This window comes from Micromonospora sp. NPDC127501 (assembly GCF_040302185.1).
Lineage (GTDB): Bacteria > Actinomycetota > Actinomycetes > Mycobacteriales > Micromonosporaceae > Micromonospora.
This window is the reverse complement of sequence record NZ_JBEORJ010000001.1, coordinates 687,667-710,456: the sequence shown is the minus strand read 5'-3', so window position 1 is coordinate 710,456 and position 22,790 is coordinate 687,667. Positions and strand designations below refer to the sequence as shown.

Below are 22,790 nucleotides of genomic sequence, written 5' to 3'. Positions count from 1 at the left end.
TCGGTTGTGAAGCGAGATAAGGATGTGGGCGGCTTCAGTCTCCGGTGAGGCGTGCGGCTGCGGCCTGACGCACGGATGCTTCCTCGACAGGATCCTCGCGTAGCGTGAGCAGCCAGCGCCGGGTCTGATCGGTGAGCGGGGTGTGCTGAGCGGCTAACAGCCGGACGTCCGGCTCACAGTCGAGGAGATAAGACGGCAGCACGGCAGTTGTCTTGTCCGGATCGAGAAGCAGCAGGCTTTGCAGGTAGCTGCGTCGCTCGTAACTGTGTGGCGATGCGATGGTCAATCGGCGCAGCCGGCGGATCATTGTTGTCCGCAGGTCGGCCTGGGAGGCTGATGGGGAACTGGTGAGGATCCGGGCCAGGCCTTCGGTGAGTCGGTCGTGGCCGCACCATTCGTCGGTGAGCCGGTCGAGTGCGGCGAGGATCGACGGGATGTCCTGCTCCTCGCCGTGCTCGGCGAGGAGGTGTGCGGCGGCGTCGAACAGCGGGTGTTCGGGGTCGGCAGCCCAGCCTCGCGCAGCCGGGAGAACCTGCGGGCCGAGGACACGGAGCGCACCGAACAGTCCGGCTTGCCGTTCGGCGGCCAACTGCTCGACCGCGTCGAGCAATTCCGGTACGGGCCGTGCTCTGCGACGGATCTGGTGCAGTGCGGTCACCTTCACGGCCCGGCCGGTGTCCGGCGCCTGGAGGAGCGCGATCAGTTCGGCGTCACTGGTGGTCGAGAGGTCGACCCGGCGACCTTGAGCATCCTTTCGGCTGCGCTGCGCGGCGTTCAACACGCTGTCGATCCTCGAATCCCGACCCCGCCAACGCAGCCAGGGCTCAGATGTCGGCAGTATCTCGGTCACATCTTCGGGCCTGATACGCGTGGCTGCGATCTCCCACAGGTCGTCCCACCACTCCGTCGGCCAGCTGGACGCCAACGTCGTCAGTGCATCGATCCAGCGGACGCCGTTGCGAACGTATCCGCGCAGCGTCTCGTGCGCCTGCGTGTTCCCCTTGCGGGCGAGCGCCTCCAAGACGCCGACAGCAAGGCTGAACTGATTGTCGTCATCGGTCGGGTCCGTTTGGGGCCAGGGGCGGTACGGGCCGCAGGCGCGAAGCTGCGCGACCAGTGGGGCTGGGTCGAGGCGCAGGTCGTGCAGCAGTCGAGCCAGGTACGTGTAGCGGTCGTCGACCTGCCAGTCCCACCGGGTGTCGCGAGCGGTACAGGTGTAAACCATGTGCCCGTGATCCGGCTGACCCTGCAGCCAGGCCACTGCGGCACCGTGGCCGCGCTGCAGCGCGCCCAGCCCGGTGCGGTACGGCGCGTAGTGCCACTCGTGCGAGCAGCCGTCGTTTTCACAGCCCATCGCGAGACAGAATGAACCCGCGGGGTCTCCCGCTCCAGCGAATTTGTTGCGATAGCAGGGTGCGCAGCACAGTTCCCACCGTGGGGACCACGCCAGCGCACCGACCGCTGCTGGCGCTGATGAGATCGTGCCCGTCATCAACTCAACCCGGACGAGTCTGCGAGACCGACGTGGTTGACCGATTGGGTTAGAAGGCGTAGCGACTGCGGTCTTCCGGCGAACTACGGCCGATGTGGCGATGACGGTGACTGGAGTCGGCTTGGGCATGCGTACGGCCGGCTGTTGGCACCCGGGCGCGGTGGTGGCGGGTCGTCGGCCGAGCGTGATAGTCGCTCACCTCGGGCTCTCGCCCGATTACGGCCGGGTGGTGGCGTGCCGCGCGCAGAGACCTGAGCGAGAATGGGCCAGTTCGAACCGCAACCCTGGAAGGACCCTCCCTTGGCCGGTGGACTCGTAGCCCTGCTGGATGACGTGGCGGTGCTGGCCCGGGCCGCTGCCGCGTCCATCGATGACATCGGGGCGGCCGCTGCGAAGGCCGGCGCCAAGGCGGCGGGCGTGGTCGTCGACGATGCTGCCGTCACGCCGCAGTACGTGCGGAGCCTGGCGGCCGAGCGCGAGTTGCCGATTATCAAGCGCATTGCCGTGGGGTCGCTGCGCAACAAGTTCTTCATCATCCTGCCGGCGGTGCTGCTGCTCAGTCAGTTCGTGCCTTGGCTGCTTACTCCGATCCTCATGCTCGGCGGCGCCTACCTCTGTTACGAAGGCGCGGAGAAAGTGTGGGCCAAGATCGCCCATCATGGTGCCTCCGGCGCGGGCGAGGAGAAGGTGCAGGACGAGACGACACTGGTGTCTGGGGCGGTACGAACCGACCTGATCCTCTCGGCGGAGATCATGGTCATCAGCCTTAACGAGGTGATCGATGAGGCGTTCTGGTCCCGCCTGGCGGTCCTGGCTGTCGTCGCCGTCGTCATAACCGTCCTGGTGTACGGCGTGGTGGCCCTGATCGTGAAGATGGACGACGCCGGGCTGCGCCTGTCGCAACGTTCCGGCGCTGTCGCCACGTTCGGCCGCGGTCTGGTGAGGGCGATGCCGGTGGTCCTCACCGTGCTGACGGTAGTCGGCACCGCGGCGATGCTGTGGGTGGGCGGGCATATCCTGCTGCTAGGCACGAACGAGCTGAACCTGCACTTCCTGTACGAGGCCGTGCACCACGTGGAGGTCGCCGCCCACGACGCCACGGGTGTTCTCGGCGGGCTCATCGGCTGGCTCGTCAACACGGTGGCCAGCGCGATCCTCGGGCTGATCGTCGGAGCGTTGGTCGTGCTGGTCATGACTCTCACGCTGCACCGCCGCAAATCCAAGGCTGCGGCTGCGGCGGGCCCGACTCGTACTGACGGCACCATCCCCGCGCCGCTGAGCCGTGCAGCTCGGCGTCTCGACGCTCCGGCGGACCGAACGCCGCGCGGTTGACCGCAAAAGCACCGCAACTCGACCACGGGTCAGGCGTTCTGGTGCTGAACCGCGCTCAACCCGGCTAAGCTACGCGGGTCGTCCCGGGCCGGCCTGCGGCCCTTCGTGCTCTTCCTGGGGTCGCCCAACGCCACACACACCCAAGGGCGTGCTGTGGTTCGGTGTGAGCGCGTCGTGGGTGAGCTTGCTGGAGTTCGATGGGTTCCGTCACCCGAGACGCCGATCCCACGAGCAGCGCCGTGATGAGGCCCTTCAGTCTGATGACCTCTTCGGCGGCTCCGACGGCGTCAGCGCTGGCGTTCCCCGCTGAGGGGGTAGGGCGGCGTCCGCTCATGCCGATGAGCGGATGCCCCCTGTGGCGTCTGACAGCATGGCCCTCCGTGGCGGCTGTAACCTGTCCCCGGCGGTGCCCCGGCAGGGCGAAGCCGACGCGGGAGCCGGGCCGCGGTTCGGGCCGGTTCGACCGGCCTACATGCGGTCACCTCTGGCTGCGTGGCTTTGTCTGCGTCATCGACGACAACCTCCCGCACTCACCCGCCGACTACGTCCGCAGACCGGTGGTCCCACCCGACTCACCCACCCTCGGGCTCGGGCACCTCCAGTTCGAAGCACTGATCACCACGGCACGAAAATCTCACAACCCAAACGATTTCGCGCTGATCGCCATGCTCGGACTGCTCGGGCTGCTGATCTTCGAAGCCCGCGGCTCGAACATCGGCGACATCGGTGAGGAACACGGTCGCCGGGGCCTACGGGTACGCGGCAAAGGCGGCAAAGTCGTCCTCGTCCCCCTCCCACCCGCAGTGGCGAGGGCCGTCGACCGGGCGGTCGACGGTTGCCCCGACGGCCCGATCCTGCGCAACACCCTCGGCACCAGGATGGACCGGCACGCCGCAACCCGCCGGCTCAAACACCTCGCCGCCCACGCTGGGTGCGGATGCCGAGGATGCACCCGCGCATGCTGCGCCACACCTTCGTCACCACCATGCTCGACGCCGGCGTCAGCCTCCGCGACGTACAGATCGGCGCCCGTCACGCCGATCCGCGCACCACAATGCGCTACGACCGTGCCCGCAAGAACCTCGACCGCCACCCCAACTACATCCTCGCCGCCTACATGGCCTCCGGAAACGTAGCGACCCGACAAGCGGATCTGCCGATGAGAACGAGACCATCCAGCGTCCGCGCTTTGTCTTGGTTGGACATTAAATAGACGAAAAGGTGTGCACCCGAATGTTGAGGTGTCGTCGCTCTCCTTTTGACCGGCAGCTTACTTGACTTGCAATGACAGAATGTCGAGAGACGAGTTGAAGCCGCCCGGAAGGGGAGCCTTGAATCAGCGAACCAGGCGCCGGAAGAGGGAGCGAAAGAGCCCTTCCCCTGGCGAGATGCTTGATCGCCGCGACACGCACTCGGATATATCCGAAAGCTCGAAGGATCGCAACTTTAATAGTGCAATGGATCGGGCATCTCAACCCAGTGCATTTTTGATCTGGTTGCTATTTGCCCTGATTGTCTACACGGGGTGGCTGGCGCCGCAGTATGTTGCCGACCCGACCACCATGGAGAGGCCATGGCGTCGCGTTGTAGCCACCGCCTTGGCTGTGGTGGTCTTCGCCGCGTTCTCGACTTTGAATTTTACAGCTTACAGTCTTCTTTTCGCGAGAGGATCGGAATCAGCTCGAAAGTTGATAATGGCGGTGGCGAACCGGGCGGCGATAGGTGCTATCCTCGGCGCCCTTCTCGGATTGCGGATGGCCACAATGATGGTACGGGCTCCCTCAGGAGCTGAACGCGTCACCTTCCTGGGATTTGAGAGCAATCTAAGTAATGCAATAACACTATTTACCTTGATTCTGATTGCTACGGCTTGGCCTTATTGCTGGGGTCCACTCAGGGAAGCCTTTAGCGGCGCCGCTAAGGGGCCACTCGAACGCTATAAGACAAAAATTGCTCTCGTTTTGGGCGTCTTTGTTGTCATTGGCACGCACAAGCTGGGCTTCGGTATTGCCTTTGCTGTCTACCGGGGTGTGATGAACGGATAAGATCCGACCTTGGCCATTCCGGACACTCATCTGGCTCCCCCCTGTCATTTGAGAGAGGTCTTTACGCCTACCACCTTCTTCATCGTTGACGACTTGAGCGCCATGGCGGATGATGATCGTAACGCTTCTCCGGCCATGGCCTCATCCCAGAGTCGTTCGAGGGCCTTGGCGTACGCCGCGGCCCGCGCGTTGGACGCGTTGCGGCACGCCGCACGGGATGAGGGCCTGGCTGACGTGGCGGGAGACGAGGTCGGCCGCTCGTTAGCAGCGTTCGTGGACCGTGCCCTCGCGAGGGATCTGCTCGCCGAGGACTTGCACGTCATGGTGCGGTACGGCATCGATGAAGCATCGAGCCGGTAACGTCCACGGGCATCCGCATCTGCCGCGATCCGCGCGACTGCGGCCGAACTGTTGGGCCCTGGTTGGGCCGCTTCGGGAGCCCGCTCACGATGAGCGGGCTCCCCGGAGCCTGGCCCGGCTCGAACGGTGCTGCCATCTCTGGGTCGGTGACGTGCGGTACCGGCGCCGCACGTTGGCAGGCCGGCCTCCGAGGTTAGTGCGCCCAAGCCCTGGTGTCCGCGATCTGGCGAGGAACGACCTGCTGTCCACTGCCGGTCGGTGGCCGCAGCTTAGTCAGGAGCCGGGATCGGGGGAGCAGGTGGGGAGCAGCAGGGTGCAGTGAACGGCCTCCGACTGCACCGAACTGCACCCGACGGCCCGCAACTGCACCCACCCCTGCCTGCGGTTTCACATTTCCGCAGCTCAGAGTGGTGGAGCGTCCTGCTTACCGCGGAGTGCTCAACGGCGCCGAACGGACGTCAACCACTGTCGATGGCGGCTCGTGGGGGAGTCTGAGCTGGTCAGCGTGGTAAGGACTGGGGTGGAGCGGCTGGGACTTGCATTGGGAGCAGATTGGGTGCAGGTCAGCGAAGTGGTCGTTCCTCCGAAGAGCTCAACCGGTCGCGTTCCGGCCAGGTCGTTGAGCAGCAGCGATGGTGCGCGCCGGAGCGGTTGACCTCCGAGTAGAGGTCGAATTGGTCAGGCGTTGCTGCTCCTGAATGGCTGACGCCGGTCGGCGTATCGGTTCGCCTTAGGCCACGTCTGTCGGCGTGCTGCAGATCGGTGTTGTGGGTTGCGGGTGAGCTTGCTGGGGTCCGCCGCGGTTCCGTCATGCGAGACACCGATCCCACGGGGAGCGCCCTGACCAGGCCCTTCAGGCGGGCAACCTCTTCGCCGAATCCGAAGATGTCAGCCATGGTTCCCGCGGTCATCCAGTCGAGTGACGTCTGCACATGCCGGAAGGGCGCGTTGGCACTCGACGAGCCCGGCGCGACAGCCGCTGCCTGCGAGGCTTGAAAGAGGGTCCTTGACGCCGATCTGTACCGTCTGGTGTGTGGAGACGTTCGTTACTACCGTGGTCGGACTCGTGGGGGGTCTTCTGCTGTCCGTCGCATTCTGGTATTTCACGTCGCACATCGTGGTGCCATCGATTCAATTTCACGAGTTTATTAGTAAGCGAGATCACCGCGGGTCAGGAAAGACGATATACAGGTTCCGCATCAAGAATCCAAGGCGCAAGCGGGGTGTTATTGACGTTTCGATGCAGGCACGCATGCACTATTCCGGAGTTAGTCTGATTCCGAAAACCGATAAGGACTTAAGCGTCAAGAGCAACCGCACCATGCTGGACGTTCCCCTTGACAATAAGCACCTATTCCGGTTGGCGCCGGGAGCTCGTCGTGTGATCTGGTTGGATTTGCACAAAATGAACTTCGGCAACTTCCCCTTCACTTCCGAGCAAAAAGCAATGGTCCTGAACGGCGGATCGGCCGCTCTTGAGACGCTCTTCGCCCTCGGCGACGACGCTTATCTGAGGATTGAGGTTTTATGTTACGACGAGTGGAGCGGATCCCGCCGATACTATTCGTCCCGTGAATACCGGACCTCTGAAATCAAGCTGGGCGTTTTCGACGGCGATGAGATTCGCCCAGAACTCTCCGCAGAACAGTCGCCCCTTGAACGTGGTGACACCTCGAAGTGAACGACGTCGGCAGTTGCATAGCGACGCCGAACGGCGCTCAACTGCACCCACCCCTAACTGCGGCTCCACGTGCTCGTAGGTCAAAGTCGGTGCGGCACCCTGTTGGACACCGAAGTGGTCAGGGCTTGCTGCTTTCGGCAATGCTCGTGTCTCCCGGCCACGGGTCGCCGATCGTCACAGTGACCAGGCCGCACGAGGCGGCCGGGCTAGCCGTCCTGTGGTTCCGCTTCCGGCTTGACACCGCCGACACGGATCTGGCGCAGGAATTCCCGCTGGCGGCACCATTTGGCACCTTGTAACTACCTCGCCCGGCCCGCTGTTACCACGGCAGGGTCTGTTGCTGGACGAACCGGTTGGTGATCTCCGACAGCCGCGCCGGAACGGTATTGGCGCCCCGGCGCAGATAGAACTCGGGCTTCTCCCGGTTGTATGCATGCCAGCCGGTGCCGCCGGGAACCGCGACCAGCAGCACCGTTTTGCGTCCACCGACACCGGCCGTACAGTCGCCTCCGGGTCCGGATCGATGTTGCTGCGGATCATGTTGTGAAGCGCGAGCATGAGCTCGTCCAGCTTGGTCGCGTCAACTCCGGCGATCTGACTGTCGTCGGTCACCCCGATCAGCACGGTTCCGCCCTCGCCGGAGGCGAACGCGGCCACCGTCTTGAGCATCTTCCTTCGGTGCTCGCTGACGGGCAGCTGCTCCTTGAACTCGACGTACTGCGACTCGCCGCCGACGATCAGCACGCTCGCGTCAGCTCCGGGCAGGTCCCAGATTACCGAACTGTCGGTGTCGCCGCCCGGCCCAGGTGCGGGGAAGTAGCGGAAGTCCAGCCAGTCATCGTCGGAGCGCAGCATCACTATGGTGGCAGGCGTGAGGCCTCGCGGCAGCCGGAACCGGAGGCGCCTTGCGGTGCCGACCGGGCGGATCTGCCTGTTCTCAGGGGTAGCCAGCTCCACTTGCGCTCCGGCGAGCTCGGTCCCCTTCAAGTGCACGGTCAGCGCGTCGGGGGCGATGGTGAGAAGGTCGAGCCAGCCGCAGCGGTCAGCTCGGACGATGCGCCACAGCATGTGTGTGGGGCGGCGACCGTTTTCGACGGTGGCCTTGTAGAAGAAGGCGTTGAACGCCGCTTCGGTGTTGAGGAAGCTGGGCCCATCGCCGACCATCACCCTCCGCGGCCGGGTCGGGGCTTGCGCCGTCGGGCTGAGCTGCCATTCGTGCGGGGCCACGGCAACACCGCGTTGTTGTAGCGCACCTGACCGGCGATTCGTTGGAAGCTGCTGCTGTCTTGTGGGGCCGGGGCAGACACCGATAGCTCGGCGACCTGCTGCGACATGCCCCGGACCAGGTCGGCGGCCGAAGGCCCGGGCAGGCGGCGCTCGATGAAGGCGTCCTCGCCGTATGTCCAGGTACGCTCGTGGGGAGAGCTGTCGGCGCCGATAAGTACCTCGCCGTAGCCGATCCGCCAGGCCTCCTTCTCACGGTACAGGGCGAGTCGGATATCAACGGCGTTGCATTGCTCGATCATGCCGGTGAGCTCGTCGACCGGCGTCATGCCGTTCTCCATGCCGGACCATCCTCTCCGCGTCGCCGTCCTCCTAACGCAGGCGCTATCCGCCACGCTGTTGCACCTATTCGGCAACCGGCCACGAGCGTACGCCGGGCCTGGCCTGCCACACCGCTCAGTTGTCCGCCAAGTCGCCATCGCGCCGGCTCTTAGCCCACGAGACGATCACCCTGCCATGGTGTGCTCATCCCAGGCGATGTCGGCGGTACTCCTGCGGGAGGTCGCCGAACCCGAGCCCGTTCTCGTCCAGGGCGTTGTAAACGGTCAGCCAGCCGTCCGCGAATCTCAGGCCCACGGTCACGGTACCGGCCGCCAGGTCGTCGCCGGCCCACTCGAGAAGCTCTACCGCCTCAAGCCGCTGCCCGCACCGGCCCGCCAACACGGCGGGGCCATCATCGCGCCACCGCAGCTGGAAGCCGTCCGATGTCGGCCACTGCGGCCTCCGGGCCACGTCAATCGAATTCCACGTGATCGCCAGATCGTCGAACTACTGGTGGTTGACTTCCACGGTCTGCTCCTGCTGCGGGCTGAAGGTGATTTCTGCACCACAGAGGGAAATCGCCTGGCAGCGATAGGTCGCCGCAGCAGCTAGATTTGCGTGAGCTTCAGAGTTGCGCTGAGCGTCATCAGCGGTGGGGCAATGGGTCGTGTCGCCCCTCGGACACAAACGATTCACCCACGGTGTGCGCTGAGATCGACTGCAGCGCGCACCGTTTGCGTTTCAGGCTGGTAGTTCAGCCGGAGACCGAGTTGCCGGTCCTCGGCTTTGTCGTCGGGGTCGGCGTCGCGCAGCACGGCGACGATGTCGCCGAGCGCTCGGACTATGACGGCGACCTCAGGTAGCTCCGCGGTGCGGGCTGCCGCATGGTGGCGGTAGATCTACGGACCGGCGATGACGACGATGCCGGTGCCAGGTCGGTACATCAGTAGCCGGTCCAGGCGGCCGTCATGGTCCATGTCGTAGCTAATCATCTGGTCGTCGGTGCTCGTCAGGTCGAATCCCGCCACGCCCTGACGTGTCCAGAACACGGCCCCGAAGGTGTCATCGGGTTGGTGTTGGACGATCGACACGATGCCGGTCCCTGGCCGGTAGAGGGCTAGGTGGTCGGGGTTGCCGGTGTGCTGGTGGTCGAAGGCGACGATCCGGTCCTGCGGCATCGTCAGGTTGAAGCCGCCGATGCCGTTGGTGGCGGTGCGGTAGACGGGCCACAGGGTGCCCTCGGATGCGCGGGTGACGAGAGGTTCGTGGCGTCCGCGAGTGCGTTCCGCTGGAGGGGCGAGCCGCGAAGCTCAGACCGGAGGCTACTCCGCGGGCAGGTGCAGGTGTTGGAGGTCCTCTGGTACCGGTAGGTCCGGTCGGTAGACCAGCAGCGGGGGCTGGCTGTCGGTGTCGGCGCGGGCGGCGGGGGCATCGGCCAGCGAGAACTGGTCCCGGAGTCGGCCGAAGAAATCGTCAACGTCCGCGACGATGAGCTTCGCGCGGCGTCGGGCAGGGTAGACGGCGACCCAGTCGCCGGGATCGAGGATTCCGTGTACGCGCCCGTCGACGACGACAGCGACCTGACCCGACCGCGGAAGCACTTGCACACCGACGGGTTCGTCCGGGGCGGTGACCATGCTGCGGTTGAACGCCATGTGCGGGGCGACCGGGGTGAAGACGAGGGCGTTGAGCCGCGGCGATAGGACCGGCCCGCCCGCGGCGAACGAGTACGCCGTGGAACCCGTCGGCGAGGCGACCATGACGCCGTCGGCGGAGTAGGTGGCGAACAGCCGCCCGGACAGGTACACCGCCACGCTGGTCTGCCGGTCCCGGCCGAGCTTCTCGAACACGACGTCGTTGAGGGCGCTCAGGCCCAACGGAACACCCCAACCCACCTCCTCGGGCGTACTCGGCCGGGGAAGGGGCGGGACGGGATCGGGACCGCGGCCGTAGCGCAGCAGAGTCCGAAGCTCCGGTGGGACCTGCAGCGGCCGCGACGCCCGCAGGGTGAGCAGCATGCGTTCCTGAGTGGGCGCGCGGCCGGCCAGGGCGGCGCCCAGCACCCTCGGCAGGTCCGTCGCGGCGAACGGGGTGAGGAACCCGACCCGGCCGGCGTTCACGCCGAGAACCGGTGCGTCGGCCTCGACAGCGACGGCCAATCCGCGCAGGAGAGTGCCGTCGCCGCCGATGGTGACGACAAGTTGGGGGCGCTGCGTCATGCCGCCCAGCACGTCGGCCGGGCTCTGCTCGTCCTGCCAGACATCCAACGTCTGCGACGCCGCGCCGTGCTCGGCGCAGATCCGCGACACCATCCGCGCCGTCTCAGCGGCTTGCGGCCTGGTCGGGTGTACGACGACGGCAACCAGAATCCGAATCTCCACGTCTCCTTGGCTTTCAAGTCCTGTTGGCGATCAACACCGCGGCCATACTCTACGTACAAGGTTCATGGCAGGTAGAGGTGATCGCGAGCTGAGGCTGGACAACCCGGTCCACGTGCGACGCCGGTTTACCCTTCGGCTGTGTCCGAAGACACCAGGCAGAGCGCCACCGCGGAGCCGGCACGGCAGCGGTTCGTGGTGTGCGGGGACGGTGCGGTGGCTCGCCGTCTGGTCACGGAGCTGGCAGACCGCTACGGTGTCGCGGTCACCGTGGTCCTACCCTCGGCGAGCGACGACCACGCAGCTGACGTTGCCGACCTCGCGTCGGAGTTCACGGTGGCGGAGGGACAGCCGGAGATCATCACCGCGCGGCGCCTGACCGGGGAGGTGCTCGATCAGGCTGGGGTTCGGGAGGCCTCCGCCGTGGCGTTCGTCGGTGTCGACGACGTGACAAACGTGGATGCCGCCATGATCACCCGGGAGTTGGCCCCGGAGGTCCGGCTCGTGGTCCGACTCTTCAACCCCGTGCTCGGCGAAGGCGTTGCCGCGATGCTCGGAGACTGCGCCGTACTCTCCGGATCGGAGATTGCCGCGCCGGCGTTCGTCGCCGCCACGCTCGGGGACGCCACGCCGACATACCTGCGGCTGCCCGAGGGCGAGCTTCTGCGTACTGCGATGCGCAGTGACGTCGACCCGGCCGGGGCGGATGTGGTCTGCGGCCTGGCCCGCACGACCGGCCCTGAGCCGGTTGTCCTTCCGGCGGACCAGGACTCGGCCGACCTGGTGCTGGTCCGCGCCTACGGGCGGCCCCGCGTGAACCCTCCGCGACGTCGGCCGCGCCTGTTCCGGGCCCTCGGACTGGTGTTCAGCCGCAATCTGCGACTGGCGTTGGCCGGCACGGCCGCGTTGCTCACCGCCGCCAGCGTCCTGCTGGCGTACGCCCGCGGGGTGAACCTCGCGGAGGCCGCCTACCTGACGCTGCTGACCACAATGGGAGCCGCCGAGGCCGACGCTGCCGCACCGCTCACCGAAAAGGTGACCGCGGTGGTACTGGCGACCACCGGGGTGGCACTCCTTCCCACCGTCACCGCCCTGGTGGTGGACTCGCTGGTGCGCGCCCGGCTGGCGGTCGCCGCTGGCAGCATGATCGAGCCGATCGATGACCACGTCGTACTCGTCGGGCTCGGCAACATCGGCACCCGGGTGCTGGAGGAACTGCACGCCTTCGGCATCCCCGTCGTCGCCGTCGACCGGACGGAATCGGCGCGCGGCATCGGCGTCGCCCGTGAGCTGGGCCTGCCGGCGATCGTCGGCGACGCGACCCGCGTCGAGACACTACGAGCCGCCTCCGTACACACCTGCCGGGCCTTGGTGGTGCTGACCGCCGACGACGTCACCAACCTGGAGACCGCCCTGTCCGGGCGGTCCGCACACGAGACGGACCGGGCCCGGTCGGACGCAACCAGAGCCCCGTTACGGGTGGTGCTACGGCTGTTCGACGACGGCTTCGCGAAGCGCACACAGCGCATCCTGGGCATCAACGAGTCACGCAGCGTTTCGTCCTTGGCAGCGCCGGCGTTCGCGGCCGCCATGATGGGCCGGCAGGTCATCGACACCATCTCGGTCGGCCGCCGGGTACTGCTGGTGGCCGACCTCCCGGTCGGCGCCGGGTCCGAACTCGAGGGCCGGTATTACCACGACGTCACCCGGCCCGGCGGGGTGTGGGTGATCGCGATGCGGACCGGTCGGGCGGGGCAGACCATCTGGTCGTTGCCGGAACGCCGACCACTGGTCCGCACCGACCGGCTGATCGTGCTTGCCACGCGCGCCGGTCTCGCCGCGCTGCTGCCCCGCACCGTACCCAGCCCCGACGCCAAACCACTGGCCGACGTCGCGCCCTTGCGGCTGCTCGCGCCTGCACCACGAGATGGCGGGTGAACGGTCCGTCCTACACGGCGTCGTCGCTGCGGACGTGAACCGTCTCGCCGTCGCTACGGAGATCCTCGGTAACCTGCTTTTCGGTCATGGCGACCAGGTGCGCGTCCACGGTCGCCTCGGCCTTGAGGCGTTCATACGCCTCGTGGACGCGAGTGGAAAGCTCGGCGTGGTCCACGTCCGGAAAACGTTGTCCGAGCGTCTCGATCTGGCGTTGCAGGGCGATCTCCGGGTCGACGAGACCACCACTGGCGGCGGGTTCGGTCATCGCTCACCTCGCATGTCGTCATCTGTCTCCGCGAGTAGTGCCCCTAAGCTCGACACGACATTCGGTCGTTCGCGCAATGTTCACCTTCGCGAACCTGCCGCACCCCGCTACTGCTGGGACGTTGATGAGTGTCAGTTCCTCAACGTCTGGTTCGATACTCATGATCATTGTGGTGGTCCTCACGCTGGTGCTGTTTGGCGCGACAACCTGGTCGGCGCTGCAGCAACCACTGGCCCGTAACCCCGACGCCCATCACCGCCTCACCGGCGCGCTCCTGACGCTGAGTCTGACGGCGGTCGCCGCGCTCATCACGGCAGCGCTCGTGATCTGAGCGTGACCGGGTGACCATTCGCACCAGCGGATCGACCGCCCGTCGCACAGCCCTTAACCTGACGACTCGGGAAACATCAGGTGACGGAAGGTAGCGCGATGGCCGACGCCACTGTCGACATCGACACCAGCTCAGACGGCACCCTCGTCATACGACCACGCGGATTGCTCGACGTCGATGACGCGGTCGACCTACGCCGCACCGTCGTGCGGGCCATCCGGCATGACCGGCCGCCGCGGCTGGTCGTCGACCTGCGCGATGTCCACGGACTCGACCCCATCTACATCGGCACAATCGCCGCTGCCTGCGACGACCAACGTGTCGCCGTCTTCCTGGACTACCCCTCGATCGCCATAGCGGATCAGTTGGTGACGGCGGGGGTACCCGCACACCGCCTGCGCCACGTCGGCACCTGCCACGACTGACCACCGTCGGCCCGATAGGCAATTTCCGTGCGAACGGAACTGCTCGGTCGTCGCGGCCGCGGCCATGCGCGATCCAGGGGCGCCACTGTGCGGCCCTGGGTCTTCAGACCTCGATCTGGGAGCCGATCGTGACAGTGCGGTCCCGAGGCAGCGCGAGGTGGCCGGTCGCGTCGCTGGCGACGTGAGACGCGGCTACGAACAGCCGCTTGCGCCAGCGCGCCATCGTCGGCTTGGGCCCGGCCACCACGCACCGTCTTCTCGTGCACCGCTGTGTCGACCGTCCGATGTGGCTTCCTGTGGCTCATCTCTTGACTTCCCCTTGAAGCGGGCGTAAACAAAGCACAAGCAAAACGAAACGGCGGTGAAACAACACGATGTACGCCGAAGAACGACAGCAGGAGATCCTTCGCATCGCCCGGGACGTGGGCCGGGTCGAGGTGGCCGGCTTGGCCTACGGACTCAACGTGACGTCGGAGACCATCCGCCGCGACCTCACCATCCTGGAGCGGGCCGGCGTGCTGCGCCGGGTCCATGGCGGAGCGATTCCGGTCGAGCGGCTCGGGTTCGAGCCCGCGCTGGCGGCGCGTGACGCGGTGCTCATCGAGGAGAAGGAGCGCATCGCCAAGCTCGCCCTGAGCGAGGTGCCGGAGGAGGGCGCGATCATCCTCGACGCCGGCACCACGACCGCTCGGCTGGCCCAGCTGCTGCCGGTCGATCGGGAGCTGACCGTCGTGGTCAACTCGCCGGTCATCGCCACGACCCTCGGTACCTACGCCAACCTCAACGTCCTGCTGTTGGGTGGGCGGGTCCGCGGGAAGACCCTGGCGACCGTCGACGACTGGGCGCTGACGCCGTTGGCGGACCTCTACGTCGACGTCGCCTTCGTCGGGACCAACGGCATCTCGGTCGAGCGCGGGCTGACCACCCCGGACCCGTCCGAGGCGGCGGTGAAGCGGGCGATGGTTCGTGCGGCCCGCCGCACGGTGGTCCTCGCCGATCACACCAAACTCGGCAACGACTATCTGGCCCGGTTCGCTGAGCTGGCCGACGTCGACCTGCTCATCACCGACAGCCGTGCCGATCTCGACCTGGTCGGTGACCTGGAGTCGGCAGGCGTCCGGGTGGTACGCGGATGAGAGCGGGCCGGGCATGATCGTCACCGTCACCCTCAACCCCAGCCTCGACCGGGCCGTGGAGGTCGACTCACTCACCCGGGGCGAGGTCATCCGGGCTGCCACAGCTCACCTCGACCCCGGCGGCAAGGGCGTCAACGTGTCCCGTGCCCTGCTGGCCAACGGGGTGCCGTCGGTAGCGGTGTTGCCGTCCGGCGGCGACGAGGGCAACCAACTCATCCGCCTACTTCAGGCGGAGGGTGTCGAGGTCCTCGCCGTGTCGATCTCCGGAAGGACCCGTTCCAACATCACCCTGGCCGAGCCCGACGGCACGGTCACCAAAATCAACGAGCCTGGCCCGGCCATGTCCCGCGCTGAGTTCGACGAGGTGATCGACCGTGTGCTCGCCCGCGCCAGCAGCGCCGACTGGGTCGTGCTGTGCGGCAGCGTCCCGCCCGGCCTGCCCGCTGACGCTTACGCTCAGTTGTGCCGCAAGCTGCGCGCTGCCGGTGTCCGGGTCGCCGTCGACACCAGCGGTCCTGCCCTGCGCGAGGCCGCCCTCGCCGGGGCGACAGTGCTCAAGCCCAACCGTGACGAACTGGCCGACGTGGTCGGCACCCCGCTGACTGACCTCGGCGACGTGGTCGATGCCGCTCAGTGCCTGCGGAAATGGGGTGCCGGCACCGTCGTGGCCAGCCTCGGCGCTGACGGCGCTGTCCTGGTCGACGCCGACGGCGTCCGCACCGGCACCTGTCCGGTCGCCCGGCCCCGCAGCACAGTCGGTGCCGGCGACGCGCTGCTCGCCGGGTTCCTCGCTGCGGGCGCCCAGGGTGCCACCGCTCTCGGTGAGGGCCTCGCCTGGGGTGCAGCCGCGGTGAGCCTGCCCGGCAGCCGGATGCCCGGCCCCGCAGACCTGTTCCGCCACCACGTCACCATCCACCCCTAGCCGGACGGGCTCTTCCCCCGCGGCCGTCTGGTCCGCCCCTCGATGAAGGAGATACCCCCCGTGACCTCCTCCTCCTACACACCAGAGGTACAGGGCCAGGGCCTCAGGGCCACTGTGCAACGCCTCGGCGGCTACCTGGCCGCGATGGTCATGCCCAACATCGGCGCGTTCATCGCCTGGGGCCTGATCACCGCGATGTTCATCCCGACCGGTTGGATCCCCAACAAGACCCTGGCCGAACTGGTCGGCCCGATGATCAGCATCCTGCTGCCGGTGCTCATCGGCTACACCGGCGGCCGGCTGGTCCACGGCCAGCGTGGTGCCGTCGTGGGTGCGGTGGCGACAATGGGCCTCGTCGTCGGCGCGGACGTGCCGATGATCCTCGGCGCGATGATCATTGGGCCGCTCACGGCGTACGTCCTCAAGCTGTTCGACGGCCTGGTCGAGAACCGGATCCGTCCCGGCTTCGAGATGCTCGTGGACAACTTCAGCGCCGGCATCATCGGCGCCGCGATGGCCATCGGCGGTGTCTACGGCATCGGCCCGGTGGTCGAATGGCTCACCAAGCAGGCCGGCTCGGGCGTCGACTGGCTCGTCGGCAAGGACCTGCTGCCGCTGACCTCGGTGCTCGTCGAACCCGCCAAGGTGCTCTTCCTCAACAACGCCATCAACCACGGCGTGTTCGGCCCGCTGGGCATCGCCGAGGCGGCCGACAAGGGCAAGTCGATCCTGTTCATGATCGAGTCGAACCCCGGCCCCGGCCTCGGTCTGCTGCTCGCCTTCATGGTCTTCGGCCCCCGCGCGCTGCGCCCCAGCGCCCCCGCCGCGATCATCGTGCAGTTCCTCGGCGGCATTCACGAGATCTACTTCCCGTACGTGCTGATGAAGCCGAAGCTGATCCTCGCCATGATCGCCGGGGGCGCGGCCGGCGTCGGCACCTTCGTCATCACCGGTGCGGGGCTGGTCGCCACCCCCTCGCCGGGCAGCATCTTCGCGTACCTCGCGGTGACCCCCAAGGGCAGCCACTTCGGGGTCATTCTCGGCATCGTGGTCGCCGCCGCCGTCACCTTCGCGGTCGCCTCGGCCCTGCTCGGCTTCGGGCGCGGCGAGCCCGTCGAGGACGCTGTCGGCCCTGACGAGACGACCGCTGTACGCCCAGATGAGGAAAAGGCAGTCGACCCCGACGAGACCCTCGACAAGTCGGCGAAGCAGGAGGTCTGAACACATGTCCACCATCAACGGCACCGAGATCAAGAAGGTCGTCGTGGCCTGCGACGCCGGCATGGGCAGCAGCGTGATGCTGGCCAGCCAACTTCGGCGGCAATTGGCGAAGAACGCGGTGACAGTCGAGCACACGCCGGTCAACTCGATCCCCGCCGACGCGGACGTGGTCATCTGCCACCAAGGGCTCGCCGCGCGGGCCCGGGTCAGCGCGCCCGACACGGTGATCGTGCCGATCCAGGTGTTCATCGGCGATCCGGGCGTCACCAGGGTCGTGAACGCGGTGCAGCGCGGTGGTGAGCTCAGTGGCTGAGCTGCTGGCCCGTGACGCGATCCGTCTCGACGAGCGGGCCGGATCGCGGGACGAGGCGATCAGCCGCTGCGGCGCGGTACTCGTCGAGGTCGGCGCGGTAGCCCCGGCGTACGTGGACGCGATGCTCGCCCGCGAGCAGAGCGTCTCCACCTACATCGGGGAGGGTGTCGCCATCCCGCACGGCACGCTGAACAGCAAGGAGTCGGTCCAGCGCGACGCCCTCGCGGTGCTGCGCTTCCCCGACGGCGTCGACTGGGACGGCTTCGACGTGCGGGTCTGCGTCGCCATCGCCGCGGCCGGCGACGGGCACGTGGACATCCTCGCCCAGCTCGCCACGGTGCTGATGGACCCGGCGCAGGCGCAGCGGCTACGAGAGTCGACGAGCGTCGATGACGTGATCACTATCCTTGAGGGGAACCCAACGTGAAGGTCGTCCGATTCCACGCACCCGGTGACGTCCGCATCGAGGACGCGCCCGATCCCACGGCGGGCCCCACCGACGTGAAGATCCGCGTCCGGGCATGCTCCACCTGCGGCACCGACGTGAAGATCTCCCGCTTCGGCCACCACCACATCGCCCCGCCGCGCGTCATGGGTCACGAGATCGCCGGCGAGATCACCGAGGTCGGTGGCGACGTCACCGACTGGCGGCCGGGGGACCGGGTCCAGGTCATCGCCGCCATCCCCTGCGGTACGTGCGCCGAGTGCCGACGCGGCCGGATGACCGTGTGCCCCAACCAGGTGTCGATGGGGTACCACTTCGACGGCGGGTTCGCCGAATACATGGTCGTGCCGCACAATGTCCTCGCCGTCGACGGGCTCAACCGGATCCCCGAGGGACTCAGCTTCGCCGAGGCGTCCGTCGCCGAGCCCCTCGCCTGCGTCCTCAACGGTCAGAACCTCGTCGGCGTGGGGGAGGGCGACGACGTGGTCGTCGTGGGCTCCGGGCCGATCGGCTGCCTGCATGTCCGCCTGGCCCGGGCACGCGGCGCGGCCCGGGTGTTCCTCGTCGACCTCAACCGCGAACGCCTCGACCTGGCCGCCAACCTGGTGCAGCCGGACGCGGCGATCTGCGGCTCCGATACCGACGTCGTCGACGCAGTGCTCAAGCTCACCGAGGGCCGGGGTGCCGACGTCGTCATCACCGCCACGGCCGCTGGCGCCGCCCAGGAGCAGGCGGTGCAGATGACCGCGCGGCAGGGCCGGATCAGCTTCTTCGGCGGCCTGCCGAAGGACAAGCCGGTCATCTCCCTGGACTCCAACCTCGTGCACTACCGCGAACTGACCATCGTCGGTGCCAACGGCTCCAGCCCGGAACACAACAAGGAGGCGCTGCGACTCATCGCCGACGGCTCCGTGCCGGTCGCCGATCTCATCACCCACCGCCTGCCGCTCGACCGCGCCCTCGACGCCTTCGGCATCGTGGCGCGGGGCGAAGCGATCAAGGTGACGATCGAACCGTAGGAGGATCCGTTGCCCACCAGAACAGTCCTCGTCGGCTCCGCCAGCGGGCTGCACGCCCGCCCGGCGGCGCTGTTCGTCGCCGAGGCGGCGAAGCAGCCGGTGCTGGTCACCATCCGCACCGGCGACAAGAAACCGGTGCCGGCCCGCAGCATGCTCGGCGTGCTGTCGCTCGGCGCCAAGAAGGGCACCGAGGTCACGCTGGAGGCCGGCGGCGACGGCGCGCAGGCCGCCGTCGACACCCTGGCCGACCTTCTGGAACGTGATCTGGACGCTGTCGATGCGTGAACTTCGGGGAATCGGGGCCAGCCCCGGTGGTGCGGCGGGGCCGGTCTACCGGCTGGCCCCGCCGCCGGCCCTGCCGCCGTTGGCAGAAACCGTTGATCCCGCGGTCGAGAAGGGGGCCGTCCGGGAAGCGGTCCTCGCCGTCGCCGCCGACCTGACCCGTCGCGCCGACACCGCAGTGGACGCGACCGCCGCCGAGGTCCTGCGCGCCCAGGTCATGATGGCGCAGGACGAGACACTGATCGACGCGGCCGACATCGCCATCGACGGCGGCGCGGACGCGCCGCACGCGATCACCGACGTGCTCGCCGGGCACCGGGCCGCCTTCGAAGCAGCGGGCGGGTACCTCGCCGAACGGGTCAGTGACCTCGACGACCTGCGGGATCGCCTCGTCGCGGCGTGCCTGGGGCTGCCGATGCCGGGCGTGCCGGACCCCGGCCACCCGTACCTGCTCATCGCCAGCGACCTGGCGCCCGCCGACACCGCCGGGCTCGAACCAGGCCTGGTGCTGGGCCTGGTCACGGCCGAGGGCGGCCCGACCAGCCACACCGCGATCCTGGCCCGGACCCTCGGCATCCCGGCCGTGGTCCGCTGTGCGGGCATCCTGGACGTGGCCGACGGCGCGTTGGCCAGTCTCGACGGCGCGAGCGGCGTCGTGGTGGCTGGCGTCTCCGCCGAGACGGTGCGCACCATCAACGCGGACCGGCTCGCGAGGATCGAACGCCGCGCCCGCTCTCAGGGCCCTGGGCGGACCAGGGACGGCCATCCTGTCGCGTTACTGGCCAACATCGGCTCGGCCCGCGACCTCACCGGCGAGGTCGAAGGCGTCGGCCTGTTCCGCACCGAGCTTCTCTACCTCGACCGCAGCGACCCGCCGTCGCACGAAGAGCAGGTCGCCGCGTATCGCGACGTCTTCGCCGCGCTGCCCGGCCGCAAGGTCGTCGTGCGCACCCTCGACGCCGGGGCCGACAAGCCGCTGCCGTTCTTGCGTCTGGCCGATGAACCCAACCCCGCGCTGGGTGTCCGCGGTCTGCGGGTCGCACGGCAGGCACCTACCGTGCTCACCACGCAGCTGGCCGCGATCTCGGTGGCGGCCGCGGCGACGGACGCCGACGTGTGGGTGATGGCGCCGATGGTCGCCACTGCGGCGGAGGCGGCCGCGTTCACCGAGTCCTGCCACGAGTACGACCTGCCGACCGCCGGCGTGATGATCGAGGTGCCGGCCGCTGCCCTGCGCGCCGGCCAGGTGCTGCGCCACGCGGATTTCCTCAGCGTCGGCACCAACGACCTCAGCCAGTACACGTTCGCCGCTGACCGCATGTGCGGCGACCTCGCTGACCTGCTCGACCCGTGGCAGCCCGCCCTGATCGCGCTCCTCGCCACCTGCGCGACGGCCGGCGTCGAGGCGGGCAAGCCAGTTGGCGTGTGTGGAGAGTCCGCAGCGGATCCCAATTTCGCTCTGGTGCTGGCAGGCCTGGGCATCACCAGCCTGTCCATGGCGCCCCGCAGCATCCCGGCGGTGCGCGAGTCCCTGGCCGCGCACACCCTGGACGAGTGCCGCCAGATCGCCGAGGTGGCCCTTGCTGCCCCCAGCCCGGAGGCAGCCCGGGCGGCGGTGGCGGTTTCGCCGCTTGGCACCCTGTGCTCAGGGTGAGGCGCTATGCCTGTCCTCACCCTGAGCCCGGCGGAGTGCTACTGCCGCCATTGCTGCGCCGGGGATACGCCGGGCAGCGGCTTGCCGATGAGGGCCAGCGGGATGAAGAAGCTGACCTGGCCGATGGCCATGATCAGCGTGGCGAGGGCTTTGTCGTCGTAGTACCGGCTCGCTTCGGCGTACAGGTCGTCACTGACGCGTTCACCGGTCGGGTTGGCGGTGAGGACGGCTTCGACCAGCGTCAGCGCGATCCGTTCGGCGTCGGTGAAGGAGGAAGCGTCGCGCCAGGACGCTACAGCGGCGATGCGGTCCTCGGGTTCGCCGGCCTTGCGGAGGTTGCCGGTGTGCAGGCTGGTCAGGTAGTCGTTGCCGACGATCTGTCCGGCGCGCAGCTGGAGCAGGCTGATGGTGGTCTGCGGCACGGATCCGTTGCCGGTGGCCTTGAACAGGGCGCCGCCGATCTCGCCCAGCTCGGGGACGAGTCGCATGGGGTTGGGCAGACGGGACTGGAGTTCGCGCATGGTCGCGTACCTTTCTGAATCTTGGTGGTCTCTCATCGCTTTGACGGATCCGGCGTGGCGAAGGTGACCGCCTGCAGGCGGCCCGGCTCGCGCGTCGGCAGCAGGACGGTGGCGAGGATGGCGGCCAGGTAGAACGAGCCGGCGCCGAGCATGCCGGCGGTGTGGCCGCCGGTGAGCGCCTCGGGCACGGGCGTGCCGGGTGGCTGGTTCGTGGTGGCGGTGACGGCGATGCTCGCCAGGACGGCCAGTCCTACGGCGCCGCCGATCTGCTGGCTGGTGTTGACCAGCCCGGAAGCGATGCCTGAGTCCTGGGGTGCGACGCCTTGCACGCCGCCGATGGTGGCGGCGACGAAGCCGATCCCCAGGCCGATGCCGCCGAGCAATTGTGCGGGCAGTAGCACGAGCACGGCGTTCTGGTCCGGGGTGAGCAGGCTGAACCAGCCCATCGCCGCGGCGGCCACCGCCATGCCGATCGCGAGGATGTTGCGGGTGCTGGTGCGGGCCTGCAGTGCCGGGCCGAGGATTCCGGAGCCGATGCCGATACCGATCGCGAACGGCAGGTACGCCAGCCCGGTGATCATCGGCGAGTACTGCTTGATCGTTTGCATGTACAGGGTGAGGAAGTAGAAGGTGGCCAGTTGCCCGGCGCCCATCAGCAGCATCACCAGGTTGACGCCGAGCCGGTCGCGGTCAGTGAGTACCCGGCGCGGCAGCATCGGGCTGCGGGCGTTGCGCTGGATCAGCACGAACGCGATGAGCAGCGCGACGGCGGTCGCGGCGAAGGTCACGGTGAGCCGGTCGCGGAGGCCGTGGGATCCGGCGCGGTTGATGGCGTAGACCAGCGAGCCGATGCCGGCGGTGACGGTGACCGCTCCGGGCAGGTCGATCCCGCCGCGTTCGCGGGTGCCGGGTACCACGGCGGCCGTGCCGGCTAGGACCAGCAGGGCGATCGGGACGTTGATGAACATGATCCATCGCCAGCCCAGGTATTCGGTGAGGGCGCCGCCGAGCAGCAGGCCGACCACCGAGCCGAGGCCGCCCATCGCCCCGTACACGCCCAGTGCCCTGTTGCGTTGCGGCCCGGCGGGGAACGTGTCGGCCAGCAGTGACAACGCTGCCGGGGCGACGATCGCGGCGCTGACGCCCTGCAGGACCCGGGCGGCGATCAGGTCGCCGCCGTTGCCGGCCAAGCCGCCGAGCAGCGAGGCGACCAGGAAGACCAGCAGGCCGATGCGGAGCATCCTGCGGCGGCCGAACAGGTCGCCTGCGCGGCCGCCGGCCAGCAGCAGGCCGCCGAAGGCCAGGGCGTAGGCGGTGAGCACCCAGTGCAGGTCGGGATCGGCGATCTTCAGCCCGTTGCCGATCACCGGCAGGCCGACGGTCACGATGGTGCCGTCCATCACCATCAGTAGTTGCGCGGCGGCGATTACCAGCAGCGCCGGGCCGCTTCGTTCACGATGTCCGGTGTACGAGGTCATGTGTGCG

25 protein-coding genes are annotated in these 22,790 nt (G+C 67.9%); 16 read left to right on the top strand and 9 right to left on the bottom strand.

Annotation, left to right across the window (positions count from 1 at the left end):
* Positions 1-34: 34 nt before the first annotated feature.
* Positions 35-1,261 (bottom strand): hypothetical protein, encoded by a 1,227-nt coding sequence (locus ABTW72_RS03185; protein ID WP_350853568.1) that lies wholly within the window; start codon positions 1,259-1,261, stop codon positions 35-37.
* A gap of 531 nt (positions 1,262-1,792) precedes the next feature.
* Between ABTW72_RS03185 and ABTW72_RS03180 the strand changes: the two genes are divergently transcribed.
* The 5 genes from ABTW72_RS03180 (at position 1,793) to ABTW72_RS03160 (ending at position 6,910) form a co-directional block, all read left to right on the top strand.
* Complete coding sequence (locus ABTW72_RS03180; RefSeq protein ID WP_350853565.1) at positions 1,793-2,824, top strand: DUF808 domain-containing protein; 1,032 nt, start codon at positions 1,793-1,795, stop codon at positions 2,822-2,824.
* A 937-nt stretch (positions 2,825-3,761) separates the two neighbouring features.
* Entirely contained in the window at positions 3,762-4,037 is a 276-nt protein-coding gene (locus ABTW72_RS03175) for a tyrosine-type recombinase/integrase (RefSeq protein WP_350853562.1), read from the top strand.
* A 175-nt stretch (positions 4,038-4,212) separates the two neighbouring features.
* Positions 4,213-4,869, top strand: a complete 657-nt coding sequence (locus ABTW72_RS03170) for a hypothetical protein (protein ID WP_350853559.1) — start codon at positions 4,213-4,215, stop codon at positions 4,867-4,869.
* 9 nt (positions 4,870-4,878) lie between these two features.
* Complete coding sequence (locus ABTW72_RS03165; protein ID WP_350853556.1) at positions 4,879-5,229, top strand: hypothetical protein; 351 nt, start codon at positions 4,879-4,881, stop codon at positions 5,227-5,229.
* A gap of 1,033 nt (positions 5,230-6,262) precedes the next feature.
* Positions 6,263-6,910, top strand: coding sequence for a hypothetical protein (locus ABTW72_RS03160; RefSeq protein ID WP_350853553.1), 648 nt, complete (start codon positions 6,263-6,265; stop codon positions 6,908-6,910).
* A gap of 174 nt (positions 6,911-7,084) precedes the next feature.
* On the opposite strand, the gene ABTW72_RS03155 is transcribed toward ABTW72_RS03160, so the two are convergent.
* From ABTW72_RS03155 to ABTW72_RS03140, 4 genes are all read right to left on the bottom strand, one after another.
* Positions 7,085-8,074: an AlbA family DNA-binding domain-containing protein gene (locus tag ABTW72_RS03155; RefSeq protein ID WP_350853551.1), complete on the bottom strand. Its 990-nt coding sequence runs from the start codon at positions 8,072-8,074 to the stop codon at positions 7,085-7,087.
* Complete coding sequence (locus ABTW72_RS03150; protein WP_350853548.1) at positions 8,074-8,475, bottom strand: hypothetical protein; 402 nt, start codon at positions 8,473-8,475, stop codon at positions 8,074-8,076. The genes ABTW72_RS03155 and ABTW72_RS03150 overlap by 1 nt, the downstream gene beginning before the upstream one ends.
* Before the next feature lie 879 nt (positions 8,476-9,354).
* Positions 9,355-9,633 (bottom strand): hypothetical protein, encoded by a 279-nt coding sequence (locus ABTW72_RS03145; RefSeq protein WP_350853545.1) that lies wholly within the window; start codon positions 9,631-9,633, stop codon positions 9,355-9,357.
* A gap of 144 nt (positions 9,634-9,777) precedes the next feature.
* On the bottom strand, positions 9,778-10,836 hold the full coding sequence (locus tag ABTW72_RS03140; protein ID WP_350853542.1) for an NAD(+)/NADH kinase: 1,059 nt from the start codon (positions 10,834-10,836) through the stop codon (positions 9,778-9,780).
* Between the two features lie 138 nt (positions 10,837-10,974).
* On the opposite strand from ABTW72_RS03140, the gene ABTW72_RS03135 reads away from it, so the two are divergent.
* A complete protein-coding gene (locus ABTW72_RS03135) occupies positions 10,975-12,771 on the top strand; it encodes an NAD-binding protein (RefSeq protein WP_350853539.1) in 1,797 nt (598 codons plus the stop codon).
* A 10-nt stretch (positions 12,772-12,781) separates the two neighbouring features.
* On the opposite strand, the gene ABTW72_RS03130 is transcribed toward ABTW72_RS03135, so the two are convergent.
* Positions 12,782-13,036 carry a three-helix bundle dimerization domain-containing protein gene (locus ABTW72_RS03130; RefSeq protein ID WP_350853536.1) on the bottom strand — a complete coding sequence of 85 codons (255 nt, stop codon included), beginning with the start codon at positions 13,034-13,036 and terminating at the stop codon, positions 12,782-12,784.
* 160 nt (positions 13,037-13,196) lie between these two features.
* Between ABTW72_RS03130 and ABTW72_RS03125 the strand changes: the two genes are divergently transcribed.
* Both ABTW72_RS03125 and ABTW72_RS03120 read left to right on the top strand, forming a co-directional pair.
* Entirely contained in the window at positions 13,197-13,367 is a 171-nt protein-coding gene (locus ABTW72_RS03125) for a hypothetical protein (RefSeq protein ID WP_350853533.1), read from the top strand.
* A gap of 80 nt (positions 13,368-13,447) precedes the next feature.
* Positions 13,448-13,792, top strand: coding sequence for an STAS domain-containing protein (locus ABTW72_RS03120; protein ID WP_350853530.1), 345 nt, complete (start codon positions 13,448-13,450; stop codon positions 13,790-13,792).
* A 103-nt stretch (positions 13,793-13,895) separates the two neighbouring features.
* On the opposite strand, the gene ABTW72_RS03115 is transcribed toward ABTW72_RS03120, so the two are convergent.
* A complete protein-coding gene (locus tag ABTW72_RS03115) occupies positions 13,896-14,039 on the bottom strand; it encodes a KUP/HAK/KT family potassium transporter (protein WP_350853527.1) in 144 nt (47 codons plus the stop codon).
* 127 nt (positions 14,040-14,166) lie between these two features.
* Between ABTW72_RS03115 and ABTW72_RS03110 the strand changes: the two genes are divergently transcribed.
* Genes ABTW72_RS03110 through ptsP form a run of 8 tightly spaced genes read left to right on the top strand, consistent with a single transcriptional unit; the run spans position 14,167 to position 20,784 of the window.
* A complete protein-coding gene (locus ABTW72_RS03110) occupies positions 14,167-14,928 on the top strand; it encodes a DeoR/GlpR family DNA-binding transcription regulator (protein ID WP_350853524.1) in 762 nt (253 codons plus the stop codon).
* 13 nt (positions 14,929-14,941) lie between these two features.
* Positions 14,942-15,850, top strand: coding sequence for a 1-phosphofructokinase (gene pfkB / locus ABTW72_RS03105; protein ID WP_350853956.1), 909 nt, complete (start codon positions 14,942-14,944; stop codon positions 15,848-15,850).
* Between the two features lie 60 nt (positions 15,851-15,910).
* Positions 15,911-17,071, top strand: a complete 1,161-nt coding sequence (mtlA, locus tag ABTW72_RS03100) for a mannitol-specific PTS transporter subunit IIC (protein ID WP_350853521.1) — start codon at positions 15,911-15,913, stop codon at positions 17,069-17,071.
* A gap of 4 nt (positions 17,072-17,075) precedes the next feature.
* Positions 17,076-17,384 carry a PTS sugar transporter subunit IIBC family protein gene (locus ABTW72_RS03095; protein WP_350853519.1) on the top strand — a complete coding sequence of 103 codons (309 nt, stop codon included), beginning with the start codon at positions 17,076-17,078 and terminating at the stop codon, positions 17,382-17,384.
* Positions 17,377-17,811: a PTS mannitol transporter subunit IIA gene (locus ABTW72_RS03090; protein WP_350853516.1), complete on the top strand. Its 435-nt coding sequence runs from the start codon at positions 17,377-17,379 to the stop codon at positions 17,809-17,811. The genes ABTW72_RS03095 and ABTW72_RS03090 overlap by 8 nt, the downstream gene beginning before the upstream one ends.
* Positions 17,808-18,848, top strand: coding sequence for a zinc-dependent dehydrogenase (locus ABTW72_RS03085; RefSeq protein ID WP_350853514.1), 1,041 nt, complete (start codon positions 17,808-17,810; stop codon positions 18,846-18,848). The genes ABTW72_RS03090 and ABTW72_RS03085 overlap by 4 nt, the downstream gene beginning before the upstream one ends.
* Positions 18,849-18,857: 9 nt before the next feature.
* Complete coding sequence (locus ABTW72_RS03080) at positions 18,858-19,133, top strand: HPr family phosphocarrier protein (protein WP_210863712.1); 276 nt, start codon at positions 18,858-18,860, stop codon at positions 19,131-19,133.
* A complete protein-coding gene (gene ptsP, locus ABTW72_RS03075) occupies positions 19,126-20,784 on the top strand; it encodes a phosphoenolpyruvate--protein phosphotransferase (RefSeq protein WP_350853953.1) in 1,659 nt (552 codons plus the stop codon). Before ABTW72_RS03080 ends, ptsP begins: the two co-directional genes overlap by 8 nt.
* A 38-nt stretch (positions 20,785-20,822) precedes the next feature.
* On the opposite strand, the gene ABTW72_RS03070 is transcribed toward ptsP, so the two are convergent.
* Entirely contained in the window at positions 20,823-21,305 is a 483-nt protein-coding gene (locus ABTW72_RS03070) for a carboxymuconolactone decarboxylase family protein (RefSeq protein ID WP_350853511.1), read from the bottom strand.
* 32 nt (positions 21,306-21,337) lie between these two features.
* Positions 21,338-22,783 (bottom strand): MFS transporter, encoded by a 1,446-nt coding sequence (locus ABTW72_RS03065; RefSeq protein WP_350853508.1) that lies wholly within the window; start codon positions 22,781-22,783, stop codon positions 21,338-21,340.
* Between the last annotated feature and the right edge of the window lie 7 nt (positions 22,784-22,790).

Coding starts and splice junctions, on each gene's coding strand:
- ABTW72_RS03125 (WP_350853533.1), top strand. CDS start 13,197: ATGATCATTGTGGTGGTCCTCACGCTGGTGCTGTTTGGCGCGACAACC.
- ABTW72_RS03150 (WP_350853548.1), bottom strand. CDS start 8,475: ATGGAGAACGGCATGACGCCGGTCGACGAGCTCACCGGCATGATCGAG.
- ABTW72_RS03070 (WP_350853511.1), bottom strand. CDS start 21,305: ATGCGCGAACTCCAGTCCCGTCTGCCCAACCCCATGCGACTCGTCCCC.
- ABTW72_RS03110 (WP_350853524.1), top strand. CDS start 14,167: ATGTACGCCGAAGAACGACAGCAGGAGATCCTTCGCATCGCCCGGGAC.
- ABTW72_RS03175 (WP_350853562.1), top strand. CDS start 3,762: ATGCCGAGGATGCACCCGCGCATGCTGCGCCACACCTTCGTCACCACC.
- ABTW72_RS03170 (WP_350853559.1), top strand. CDS start 4,213: ATGCTTGATCGCCGCGACACGCACTCGGATATATCCGAAAGCTCGAAG.
- ABTW72_RS03130 (WP_350853536.1), bottom strand. CDS start 13,036: ATGACCGAACCCGCCGCCAGTGGTGGTCTCGTCGACCCGGAGATCGCC.
- ABTW72_RS03145 (WP_350853545.1), bottom strand. CDS start 9,633: ATGCCGCAGGACCGGATCGTCGCCTTCGACCACCAGCACACCGGCAAC.
- ABTW72_RS03065 (WP_350853508.1), bottom strand. CDS start 22,783: ATGACCTCGTACACCGGACATCGTGAACGAAGCGGCCCGGCGCTGCTG.
- ABTW72_RS03155 (WP_350853551.1), bottom strand. CDS start 8,074: ATGGTCGGCGATGGGCCCAGCTTCCTCAACACCGAAGCGGCGTTCAAC.
- ABTW72_RS03095 (WP_350853519.1), top strand. CDS start 17,076: ATGTCCACCATCAACGGCACCGAGATCAAGAAGGTCGTCGTGGCCTGC.
- ptsP (WP_350853953.1), top strand. CDS start 19,126: ATGCGTGAACTTCGGGGAATCGGGGCCAGCCCCGGTGGTGCGGCGGGG.
- pfkB (WP_350853956.1), top strand. CDS start 14,942: ATGATCGTCACCGTCACCCTCAACCCCAGCCTCGACCGGGCCGTGGAG.